10 protein-coding genes are annotated in these 12,287 nt (G+C 41.8%); 2 read left to right on the forward strand and 8 right to left on the reverse strand.

The genetic code is table 11. The features are described from left to right. Positions 1–9: 9 nt before the first annotated feature. The 3 genes from NXV01_RS01685 to NXV01_RS01695 form a co-directional block, all read right to left on the reverse strand. A complete protein-coding gene (locus tag NXV01_RS01685) occupies positions 10–693 on the reverse strand; it encodes a DUF4476 domain-containing protein (RefSeq protein WP_259021620.1) in 684 nt (227 codons plus the stop codon). Positions 694–719: 26 nt separating this feature from the next. Continuing rightward, positions 720–1,391 carry a DUF4476 domain-containing protein gene (locus NXV01_RS01690; protein WP_195649923.1) on the reverse strand — a complete coding sequence of 224 codons (672 nt, stop codon included), beginning with the start codon at positions 1,389–1,391 and terminating at the stop codon, positions 720–722. 115 nt (positions 1,392–1,506) lie between these two features. Continuing rightward, positions 1,507–2,346 carry a S1 RNA-binding domain-containing protein gene (locus NXV01_RS01695; protein WP_148367095.1) on the reverse strand — a complete coding sequence of 280 codons (840 nt, stop codon included), beginning with the start codon at positions 2,344–2,346 and terminating at the stop codon, positions 1,507–1,509. A gap of 185 nt (positions 2,347–2,531) precedes the next feature. On the opposite strand from NXV01_RS01695, the gene NXV01_RS01700 reads away from it, so the two are divergent. Beyond that, the gene (locus NXV01_RS01700; RefSeq protein WP_259021621.1) at positions 2,532–3,533 is read left to right on the forward strand and encodes a malate dehydrogenase; all 1,002 of its coding nucleotides are present in this window, start codon (positions 2,532–2,534) and stop codon (positions 3,531–3,533) included. 147 nt (positions 3,534–3,680) lie between these two features. On the opposite strand, the gene NXV01_RS01705 is transcribed toward NXV01_RS01700, so the two are convergent. From NXV01_RS01705 to NXV01_RS01715, 3 genes are all read right to left on the reverse strand, one after another. After that, positions 3,681–4,103, reverse strand: coding sequence for a Fur family transcriptional regulator (locus NXV01_RS01705; RefSeq protein ID WP_259021622.1), 423 nt, complete (start codon positions 4,101–4,103; stop codon positions 3,681–3,683). Between the two features lie 7 nt (positions 4,104–4,110). Then, complete coding sequence (locus NXV01_RS01710; protein ID WP_167511887.1) at positions 4,111–6,057, reverse strand: heavy metal translocating P-type ATPase; 1,947 nt, start codon at positions 6,055–6,057, stop codon at positions 4,111–4,113. A 66-nt stretch (positions 6,058–6,123) separates the two neighbouring features. After that, positions 6,124–6,759 carry a porin family protein gene (locus NXV01_RS01715; protein ID WP_148367076.1) on the reverse strand — a complete coding sequence of 212 codons (636 nt, stop codon included), beginning with the start codon at positions 6,757–6,759 and terminating at the stop codon, positions 6,124–6,126. 1,636 nt (positions 6,760–8,395) lie between these two features. Here NXV01_RS01715 and NXV01_RS01720 point away from each other — a divergent pair. Then, positions 8,396–9,718: an ATP-binding protein gene (locus NXV01_RS01720; RefSeq protein ID WP_074636440.1), complete on the forward strand. Its 1,323-nt coding sequence runs from the start codon at positions 8,396–8,398 to the stop codon at positions 9,716–9,718. Positions 9,719–9,794: 76 nt separating this feature from the next. Here NXV01_RS01720 and NXV01_RS01725 read toward each other — a convergent pair whose 3' ends face one another. Both NXV01_RS01725 and purE read right to left on the reverse strand, forming a co-directional pair. Continuing rightward, on the reverse strand, positions 9,795–11,639 hold the full coding sequence (locus NXV01_RS01725) for a 4-hydroxy-3-methylbut-2-en-1-yl diphosphate synthase (RefSeq protein ID WP_217722363.1): 1,845 nt from the start codon (positions 11,637–11,639) through the stop codon (positions 9,795–9,797). A 122-nt stretch (positions 11,640–11,761) separates the two neighbouring features. Then, positions 11,762–12,271 (reverse strand): 5-(carboxyamino)imidazole ribonucleotide mutase, encoded by a 510-nt coding sequence (gene purE, locus NXV01_RS01730; protein WP_004296231.1) that lies wholly within the window; start codon positions 12,269–12,271, stop codon positions 11,762–11,764. Positions 12,272–12,287: the final 16 nt, after the last annotated feature.

The raw sequence follows: 12,287 nt of genomic DNA on the forward strand, positions 1-12,287 counted from the left end.
AATCTCCTATCATTTATTATTCTGATGATATTCTCTGATAAACTTGTGCACCTCGTCTTTATATATGTTAGTGAATAAGATATCAATCACCTTGTTAAAATTCTGCTTATCCCTAACATACGGATACAACTTCTTCATCACCTCCACTTGATCGGGAGTATAAGAAAATTCTTTTACTATCGCCACACATTGAGTTGAATTGACATCATGGTTTCCCAGCATACTATCAATCAACGCCTTTTGGTCATCCCTCGGAATCGTAAATTTCAGCTTATCTATGAAGCTTTTAAACTCACTATCAGTCATTAAACGTATTTCCTTGACCGGCTCATTATTGTCAGGGAAGACCTGAACAGTATTACTGACTGGTGGAGGAATAACGACCGGATGCGGTGAAGGTCTGCCATAACCTTTGAACGTATCCATACTAACCACCTCTCTATTTACAAACTGAACGATTATCGTCACAGGTTCCGAAGTAAGTACAGGCGTACCGTTATCACGATGGAATTCCCATTCTTCCATATCACCGTCAAAACGCCGGAAATCAGGTTTTCCTAAAACGGACTCTACCTGCGATTGAGTCATTCCCTGATTTATACCCATCATCTGTTTGGTAGATACATAGCTGGTAAAACAGCCACTGACCAATATTCCCAACGCCAAACACAGCATAATATGTATCTTTTTCATAACCGTATCGTTTTTAGTTAATAGTATCAACGTTTACCGTACCCTATCATAAAATCCTTCATCTTTTCCTTGCTGGAGCTAAATGTCAGGGTATTAATCACCGTAAAGAAAGCTTCCTTATCTACAATCCGGGGATACATGATCTTCATAATCTCCATCCGGTCATCGTCGAATGTATACAGTTTGGTCAGTTGGAGACATTGGGCAGATGTGAAATCAGAACCAGCCAATGCAGCATTGAGCAACTTCATACGATCATCTTTAAAAGGCTCATTCTTCATCTCTTTATAAAACGTTTGGAAGAGCTGATCGTTCATCACCCTGTTATGACCATATCCCGGACGATGTTCTCCCTGGTCTGGACGGCCGGGTCTTTCCGGGCGTATGTTATCACGTCCGTCCACCCATATTTCTTTCACTCCTCTCCCATCAAAATAAACGAAATCTTTATATAATTTTTCTCCTTTCCATACTCGCTCTCCCGCACGGGTAAAGCGGGTGGCAAACACTTCAACAGTATAATGTCCGGGATTTAAATTGGCTATAAAGCAGGTAGTAGTGGGTAAACATATCTGGTTCCCTCCCAAGTAAACAAGAATCGGAGTATTCCCGCCATCGATACGGATTCCGTTAACAGACTGCGCCTGTAAAGAGAGGGCAGCGAACAGGATGCAGAAACTTATTATAATCTTACGCATAGCTTATCTAGTTTTTATTATTTATATCTTTAATCTGATAGCACAAAAATAGGGTGAGGAAACTCCCCACCCCAATGATTCTCTCTATTCGTATGTAGGGAAATCCCTATTCTGTTTAGGAATCCGCCAAAGCAATGCCATCCTCATGCAAGGTAATCAGACGTTTCTTATACAAGTCGCCCACCCCTTTCTTAAAGGTTTTCTTGCTGACACTAAACGTGTCATAAATATCTTCCGCAGGGCTTTTATCATTCAAGTAGATTCGTCCTCCATGCGCTTTGATATAGTCGAGCAGCGTTTTCGAAAAATCGTCAATCTTTTCAAAACCGGGTTTCTGAAGAATCAGGTCTACCTTACCATCTTCACGCACCTGTTTCACAAAAGCTTTCATCTCCATCCCTGTTTCCAACGGGCAGAATATTTCATTTTCATACAGCAAACCGCTATACTTATTATCTATAATCGCTTTAAAGCCCAAATCCGTCTTCTGCCAGATAAGGATATTCACTTCTGCTTCCGGAGCATATTCCGGCTTTTCTTTCGACAGATAACGTTCCACCTTTGCTGAAGCCACAATACGATAACTCTCTTCATCCAAATGCGCATGAACCACATATTTCCGCCCAACCTGCATTTTCATCTTCTGCTCACTGAACGGAACGAACAGGTCTTTCATCAATCCCCAGTTCAGAAAAGCTCCATATTGATTTACCCAGGAGACCTCCAGACAAGCAAACTGACCTACCTGCACCAACGGAGTCAGTGTCGTAGCAATCAATCTCTCATCCATATCCAGATAGAGAAACACATTCAAAAAATCTCCTATCTTACAGTCCTCAGGCACATAACGGGTAGGCAACAAAATCTCACCTTCTTCCTCACCATCGAGATATACGCCGAAATCTACTTCTTTCACGACTTCAAGCTGATTGAACTTTCCTAATTCGATGCTCATATTCTTATCTATTTATTGTAATAAAACACAAAGATAATCTATTTTGAATAGATCCCTCAAACAGTCAGCCATAACTTTTCGTTATCGGGCAAAACTATTTGCAATGAACAATCTGCTTTCTAATATGTTAACTTTGTAGCGACAAAAAGAAAGAGTAAATTATTCACCTTTAAACATATAAACTTATGGAATTTCTAACCAACGAGAAACTTACGATTGTAGGAGCTGCCGGAATGATCGGCTCCAATATGGCACAAACAGCCATGATGATGAAACTCACTCCGAATATTTGCCTGTATGATCCATTTGCCCCGGCTCTGGAAGGAGTAGCTGAAGAATTGTATCACTGCAGTTTTGAAGGTGTCAACCTTACATTTACTTCCGATATCAAAGAAGCACTGACAGGAGCTTCTTACATTGTCTCTTCCGGTGGAGCTGCCCGTAAAGCAGGTATGACCCGCGAAGATTTGCTGAAGGGAAATGCAGAAATTGCCGCTCAATTCGGTAAAGATGTTCATCAATATTGCCCGAACGTAAAACATATCGTTGTGATCTTTAATCCGGCGGACATCACCGGACTGATAACTTTGTTGTATTCAGGTTTGAAACCCTCTCAAGTTTCTACACTGGCTGCCCTGGACAGCACCCGCCTGCAAAACGAACTGGTGAAATTCTTCCATATCCCGGCTTCCGACATTCAGAATTGCCGTACGTATGGTGGTCATGGCGAACAAATGGCTGTATTCGCCTCTACAACCAAAATAAAAGGAGAACCTTTGACCGATTTCATCGGCACTACCCGCCTTCCACTGGCAGATTGGGAAGCACTGAAAGTACGTGTCATCCAAGGTGGTAAGCATATTATCGACCTGCGCGGTCGTTCTTCTTTCCAAAGCCCGGCTTATCTTTCTATCGAAATGATTGCCGCTGCTATGGGTGGACAACCTTTCCGCTGGCCTGCCGGAACGTATGTTTCCAATGGCAAATTCGACCATATCATGATGGCGATGGAAACTTCAATTACTAAAGACGGCGTCACTTATAAAGAAGTAGCCGGAACTCCTGCCGAACAGGAAGAATTGGAAAAGAGCTACGAGCATTTATGCAAACTTCGTGACGAAGTGATTGAAATGGGGATTATCCCAGCCATTAAAGACTGGCATGCATTGAATCCAAATATTGACTAATCAAACAATATTAGCGAAAAGCCGAAAAAGAGATGTTTTTTCTCTTTTTCGGCTTTTATTCCAATTACTCACATACCCTCCCTATACATTGAGTCCATAAATCTTTCAAGACCTCAATTCCAGTAACCATGCAAGGTTATGGATATTTCATCTTTGAGAAGAACATTCCTGACAAATCCCTTTAAGGACATAATTAATGCTGTGCAAAGTAAATCCTTCAGGCAAATCAATCACCGGGATATGGGTGCCTTCCAGGCAGAATGTACGATGACATTTCTCACAATAAAAATGCGAATGTAAATCCTGTACCACACAATTGCAAGAGTTGTCGCAAACGGCATACTTCAACGAGCCGCTTCCATCGTCTATGCTATGTATAAGGTGATGAGACAAGAAGAGAGCAATAGTACGGGATATGGTCGATTTATCGACTGTGTCGAGCAATGTTTCGAGGTCAAGCAATGACACTGCACGCTCTGCCTGCATCATCTCTTTTATCACCAAAAGCCTTATTGCAGTTGGCTTGATGTCTCTTCTGACCAGTTTATCCAAATAAATATCTTCTTCCATCTTTCTCCTATTTTATCATTTTCTGTATTCTGACGGCGTTCATTATGGCAAGTAACGCAACGCCTACATCTGCGAAGACAGCTTCCCAAAGAGTAGCGATTCCACCGGCTCCCAAAATCAATACAAGCAATTTCACTCCAAATGCCAGTGATACATTCTGCCAAATGATTCTTCGTGTCAGCCTTCCAACTTTGATAGCTTCGGCTACTTTCGACGGTTGGTCTGTCTGTATCACGACATCGGCTGTTTCAATAGCCGCATCACTACCCAGTCCTCCCATAGCAATGCCGACATGACTTAGAGCGAGCACCGGTGCGTCGTTCATTCCATCACCGACAAACGCGATCCGGTTTGCCTCATCCCGCCGCAATTCTTCCAGATGATTCACTTTTCCTTCCGGCAACAAGTCGCCATAAGCTTCCGATATACCGAGCTTCTCTGCAAAGTTAGTAACAATACTCTGTTTATCACCGGATAGTATCTGGATGTTTTCAATATTTAAAGCTTTTAAATTGTCAATAGCTGCCTTTGCATCCTCTTTCAGGGCATCAGCCAACAGCAGATAACCTGCATAACGGTTTCCAACGGCACAGACTACGATGGTATCCGTTATTTCCAACAGTTCTTCCGGGTAGGATATATCAAACTTAGAAAGTAACCGGCAGTTACCGACCAGAACCGTAGTCCCGTTTATCGTCGCCTCCAGACCATAGCCGGCAAATTCTTTCGTACCGGTAACAGCTACACGTTCAATATTTTGTTCTTTCGCATAATTCACAACAGCCTTGGCAATCGGATGTGTGCTATCACTTTCTACCGAAGCAACCAGTTTCACTAATTCTTCTTCAGAAATCTCACCTGCACTTTTACAAGCCTGTACTTCAAAGGTTCCTTTTGTCAGGGTTCCTGTTTTATCGAATACCACCGTATTGATCTTGGTGATAGCATCCAGATAATTACCACCCTTGAATAAAATACCCAATCGGGATGCTGCTCCAATCCCCCCAAAGTAGCCTAACGGAATACTAACCACCAATGCACAAGGACACGAAATCACGAGAAAGACCAAAGCCCTGTATAGCCAGTCATTAAATGCAAATACAAATGGAGGATTAATAAGTGAATAGACAAATGGACACAACACAATTAATACTGCAAGCACTATAACAATAGGTGTGTAAATGCGTGCAAACTTACGAATAAACAATTCAGCCGGAGCCTTACGTTCGGAGGCATTCTGAACAAGTTCCAATATTCGGGCAAGTGCACTCTTATCAAAAGGTCTCGTTACCTTGATCCGGATAACCTTGTCAGTTACAATCATTCCGGCAAGAACTTCTTCACCTTTCCGAATATTACGAGGAACGCTTTCGCCCGTTAATGCGGCTGTATTAAAGGCAGCCACTTCATTCTGCATGGCTCCGTCCAATGGTACCCGTCCGCCTGCCTTTATTTCTATGATTTCACCGACTTTTATCTTTTTAGGGCTTTCAATAACAAGATTGCCTTCCCGGAACACTAATGTTTTTTCAGGTCTTACGTCCAATAAGGCTCCGATATTACGCCTGGCTTTATCTACCGCTTTATCCTGAAACAGTTCTCCTACTGTATAGAATAACATCACGGCTACTCCTTCCGGATATTCACCAATATAAAAAGCTCCCAAAGTAGCTATAATCATTAGAGTGAACTCACTGAAATAGTCTTTTTCCCTGATACTTTCCCAGGCTTCTTTCATCACCGGTATTCCTACCGGAAGATAGGCCACGATATACCATATCAAAGCAACAGATCCTTCACGGAAGAATGCTAAATCGAGAGCATTCATAATTATTCCACCTGCCAGAAGCAGGAGAGAGAATATCACTTTCCCATATTCATGAAATACCGAAACCTTTGCATCAACCTTTTTTTCTGCTGCGCATGAATGAGCGCCACAACTACAATGTCCCATAACATTCATCATTTAGTTGATGCAAAGGTAGCAAATGATTCATGCAACAAAGTTGCAAAATCGGTTTTAGAACATATATCCCAATGAGATCATCAGGTTTCTGTTCTTCATTCCTAAATCTTTTGCCACTTCAACAAGTCCGAAATCATAGCTTATGGCAATTTGATATTTCTTACTGAACTCAACTCCGGCTTTCAGTCCAAGACCGAAATCGAATCGTTTCAGACCATCATCTCCAAATATATCTTCAGACATGGAGTTATCTCCTAATTCCGCAATATCTGCAATATCACCGTCCACTTTCAATTTTGCTTTTCCAAACAGACCGACAGCCATATAAGGACCGACACTACCAAATAACGAAAAATCATCATTGACAGCATATTTATACCCGACACGTACCGGTACTTCTAAATAGTATGGATTAAATTTTATGCTCGCAAGTGATCCTCCATCAATTTTAGCACCTTTCAATGTAAGCAATGCAGCGAAGTCCATATAGGCACCACTACCATTCGCATCCTGAGACAATCCCAACTCTGCTTTAACACCTGCGTGAAAACCTATCCTGCTGTCAAAACCTGTAATGGTGTATTTACTAACATTCATACCTGCCATCACACCCCATTTCAGATTATCTTGAGCATTGATACTCACCGCACTTATCGCTACTAAAGCGAATAATAATAAGGCCTTTTTCATACGAATAAATAATTTAATTATTGTTTAGAAATTATGTGAGGCAAAAATAACAATAATTCGCATAACTCCGAGAGATTTGGTGAAAATATAAAAAATAAACGATATGAATCTTATGAGGTATAGTCATAGCAAGGGAACCGGACTATTTCAAACGATTTTACGAGATATAGAACAAAAACACTCCGTACAGAGAAAAAACAAAGAATGAAAGACTGTATAACTTAATTAATTGTTATCTTTGCACAATCAGTCGTAGCGCGACTGTATTGTTTGTTTTAAGAAAAAAAGCGTTTAGCTGATTTCTGTGCCAGAGAAAAGTCCAAAATTCCAAACACACAGAGAAGCAGATAGATGCTCCTTGCAATATGCGGGGAGTGTTTCCTGTTTGTGTGTTTAGGGCTTGGACTCCCTCTCTGGCGGATAGGCAAATGCTCTCCGCTTTTTTTGTGCCTATAAATTTGCTACAATAGATACAAACAACAAATTAGTAATAATCACAAAGGCAAGTCAATTCGAATGGAGCGGCACTTGAACGACTGCAAAGTCGAAAACGTAACATCTATATGTTGCTACTTGCCTTTAAAAATATAAGAGACAGAGGCTAGCTACACCTGCAAGGGGAACAAATGGATTCATCCAGGAGTTCCCCTCTATTTTTGTAAAGATGTGTACTATTGGAAAGACAGATATCAGATTTACATATAAAATTAATGATTCTTATTGTCAACCAAAGTTTTTTCCCGATAGTATAATGATTATCATCGGTTTACATGCTGACAATAAGCCATGACAATAGGCTGACAATAAAAAATTAGAACTTTTATTGTCAGCCTGTTCTTTGACCCCTTTGGGGCAAGATTATGGGATTCGTTCCAATGTGTCGATATACTCTGACTTAATTCCCAGCTTGATCCATGTTATAAACTACTGAAGACTATCATTGTCTACAGTAACAATATCATCGACATAAGAAACACATACGCTTTATAAAATGAGTATGCCCCTATTAAATGAATGCTATATAGCCGGTATCTTTCACTTACCAAGCAGGTATTGTTTCATTAAAGTGTCGGTATTGTTAACTCCCCACGGCCGTGACGAGATCTTCCCACGGCTGTGGTAGGAATTTGTCACGGCCGTGAGAAGAAGTTACCACGGCTGTGACGAACTAAAGATACCGGTGCTTTAGTGGAACAATACTAACACTTTAGAGGAACTATACTGGCGTGTTAGCGGAACTATACAGGTATATTAATGAAAGGATATCACTTTGGAAAGCTGTTATAAAAATGCGGTATTATTTCGAAAGGTGCCCATAAAGCTATTGTTTATCAAGTTATTAAAGGTAGCATAAGAGATAAAAACAGGCTGACAGTAAAAGTAGATATATTTTATTGTCAGCCTATTATCAGCATCTATTGTCAAGTAATATAATACTGATATTCATATACTTAAATATCATCCTGACAGTTTGACAATAAAACAGGTATAAATCAATAGAGATAATCATAAAGTTTTTAATAGGGAAGGGCAAAGAATTTATAAAAAGAAAGAAAAAGTTTGCCGTTCTCTTAAGAATAAATATCTTTGTAACCGTGGTTACAGTAACCACGGTTACTAATACAATTCACAGACTATGAGGTTTTATAATAGAGAAGAAGAACTAAAAGAGTTAAAACGAATTCAGAAATTGGCATTTGAGGAAAGTTCAAGAATGACAGTCGTTACCGGCCGCCGTAGAATTGGGAAGACAAGCCTCATCATGAAAGCTGTTGAACAGACCCCCACTGTCTATCTATTTATAGGACGTAAAAATGAGGCAACCTTGTGCGAAGAATTCATCCCACTTATCGCACAAGCCCTGCAAATCTTTGTTCCGACAGAAATCAGAAGTTTCCGAAACTTATTCCAATACCTAATGCAGCTTTCGACTCAACGGACTTTCAATCTGGTTATTGATGAATTTCAGGAATTCTATACTATTAATGAATCCATATTCAGCGATATGCAAAATATTTGGGACCAATATCGGAAGTCCTCACACATGAATTTGATCGTCAGTGGTTCCATCTATTCTCTGATGCAGAGAATTTTCCAAGACAATAAAGAGCCGCTCTTCGGAAGAGCTGATAACATAATCAAGCTGTCAGCATTCAAGCTCTCTGTTCTGAAAGAAATCATGTGTGAATATGCCCCGGCACATTCGAATGATGATCTTTTAGCACTTTATACTTTTACTGGCGGGGTACCTAAATACGTGGAACTTTTCTGTGACAACCATACGCTCCACGTGGAAAGCATGATCCATTTTATGGCTCGCGACAATTCTCCCTTTACCGAAGAAGGAAAAAATCTGTTGATAGAAGAATTTGGGAAAAATTACGGGACCTACTTTTCTATTTTAAGTGCAATTGCCGGAGGTAGAAATACACAAGCAGAAATTGAGGCAACACTAGGAGAAAAAAGCGTAGGCGGCTATCTGAAACGCTTGATAGACGATTATAATATTATCATACGCCAACGTCCCATTTTAGCTAAAGAAAGCTCAACAACTGTCCGATATGAAATATGCGATAATTTTATTAGGTTTTGGTTCAATTACTTCGACCGTAACCGTTCATTGATAGAAATTAAAAACTTTGTAGGGCTGCGTAATATCATAGAAGCTGATTATCCAACCTACAGCGGAAAGATATTAGAACTTTACTTCAAACAGAAATTCGCTGAAAGTTATCAATTCCGTGCTATCGGGTCATGGTGGGAAGCCAAAGGGAATCAAAACGAGATAGACATTGTTGCACTCTGTCTTGAAAAAAACAAAGCAGTAGTTGCTGAAGTAAAACGCCAACGTAAAAACTTTAAGCCGGAGTTGCTGGAACAGAAAGTTGAACATTTGAAGAAAAAGCTACTGCCTCGTTATACCATTGAAACAATGTGTTTGTCGTTGGAAGATATGTAGTACTTAGTCAGGCACGGATTACAGGTTTTCTATGAGATCAGTACCTCATCACCTGCATTCCGTGCCCAATATAATATCATTGTTGGTTTTCTTCCCGATCTGTCCGGATAAACTCCAGAAGTCGTTCCACCGCCTCTTCTTCAGGAATATTTTTCTCTACGCACACCTTACCTTTATAGAGACTGATTTTCCCCCGTCCTGCTCCTACATAGCCGTAGTCTGCATCTGCCATCTCACCGGGACCATTCACGATGCATCCCATGATACCGATCTTCAGTCCCTTCAAATGTGAAGTGGCTGCCTTGATACGGGCAATGGTCTTTTCCAAGTCGTAAAGTGTACGGCCGCAACCGGGACAAGATATATATTCCGTTTTGGAGGTACGGGTACGTCCAGCCTGCAAGATTCCGAAAGCAGTGGCATCGACCACGGCATGGCTCAAGTTGCCCTGATTGAACAGGAAGATGCCATCACAAAGACCGTCAAAAATCAAGGCTCCCATATCGGCTGCGGACTTTATCTGCAAATTCTCCGCATCATCTTCCGAATAATGCTGGAAGAAGACAACCGGATTTTGCAAACCTTCCGTCATTAGTTGATGAACCAGTGCACGGTGCTCACCCAAACGGTTCGGATGATTGCTTTGGGAAACCACCACCACTTCCGGATGATGTTTCAGGCAGGCTATCACTTCGTCCGTTTGTGCCATGTAGGGCATAAACAGGAATTTAAGCTCTGCATTGCATTCTCCCATTAACGGCAACTGTGCATGATTGAATGCAGGCCAAGTTCCGTCTTCTCCCTGCCATACATCCGCATCAAGAATATATTCCACTCCGTCTTCCCGTTGATCGGGCAAAGCTCTTCCGGCATAAATATAGTCCGGTGTGAATTGCGGGTTTACCTCTGTCTTCCCGTCCATGCGGTCGGCAATAACCACAGGCACATGTTCACCTCCGATATTACGGACAGCTTTTGTCTTGCGGCGTTCGGGAGACAAATAATTGAATTCCGGCGCTTCCAATCCCGGGATATAAGGATGGTCCTGCCTCAACAGAACATAATCCACCAATTTGCGGGCTACCGGGATTTCAGCTTCAGGAGCTTCACTCAAAGATACCCGAATGGTATCTCCCAATCCGTCACTCAACAATGCACCGATGCCAAGGGCGGACTTGATACGCCCATCCTCTCCGTCTCCGGCTTCTGTCACTCCGAGGTGTAACGGGAAAGCCATCCCTTCTTTCTCCATGACGTCTACCAACAGACGGACGGTTTTTACCATGACCACCGTATTGGAGGCCTTGATGGAAATCACCACATCTGTGAAGTTTTCCTCTACACAGATACGGAGAAACTCCATGCAGGACTCCACCATTCCTGCGGGGGTATCGCCATAACGGGACATGATACGGTCGGACAGAGAGCCATGATTTACTCCGATCCGGATAGCCGTGTGATTCTCTTTACAGATATTCAGGAACGGGACAAACCGGTTATGGATTTTCTGTATTTCCTGCGCATACTCCTCGTCTGTATATTCCAGTTTCTTAAAAGTACGCGCAGCATCTACATAATTTCCCGGATTGATTCGCACCTTTTCCGCATATTGAGCAGCCACGTCCGCCACTTTCGGATTGAAATGCACATCGGCAACCAACGGAACCATATATCCCTGGCTACGCAGTCCGATATTAATGTTCATCAGGTTCTCGGCTTCTTTGATGCCCTGGGTTGTAAGGCGGACATACTCTCCACCTGCATCAACAATACGTTTCGCCTGTTCCACACAAGCCTGTGTATCCTGCGTAGACGTGTTTGTCATCGACTGGACACGAATAGAATTGGGGCCGCCCAACGGCACAGCCCCAATATTTACTTCTGTGGTTTCTCTTCGAAAATAATTGAATAGATCAACCATTTTAATTTACGATTTAACGATTTACGATTAAAAGCACTTTGAGTATAACAAATGTGCAGACAATAAACGATTCACGAAGATATTTCAATCGTAAATCGTAAATTGTCAAATCGTAAATCACATTAGTTTGTTTTATATTCAAACTTCACTTCTTTCAGTTCTTCGTTTGCTTTTACGATTTTCTTTTTCAGTCCTTCCTTGTAAGCAGCAAAAGCTTCTGCCAGTTTCTCATCGCTCAATGCCAGCATCTGGATGGCAAGGATAGCGGCATTCATCGCTCCGTTAATGGCAACCGTTGCTACAGGAATGCCCGGAGGCATCTGAATGATAGAATAAAGTGCGTCCACACCATCGAGCACGGAACCTTTTACAGGTACTCCGATCACCGGCAATGTAGTATTAGCCGCAATCACACCGGGAAGGGCGGCAGCCATTCCGGCAGCAGCGATAATTACTTTAATGCCACGGTTGCGGGCATTCTTCGCAAACTCTTCCACAGCCTCTGGCGTGCGGTGAGCAGAAAGAGCGTTCATTTCGAACGGTACATGCATATCATTCAGTAGCTGTGCAGCCTTCTCCATAACAGGAAGGTCGGACGTGCTGCCCATGATAATACTTACAATTGGAGTCATTTCAATTTACTATTTT

Source organism: Bacteroides sp. BFG-606, assembly GCF_024788145.1.
Taxonomy (GTDB): Bacteria; Bacteroidota; Bacteroidia; order Bacteroidales; family Bacteroidaceae; genus Bacteroides; species Bacteroides vicugnae.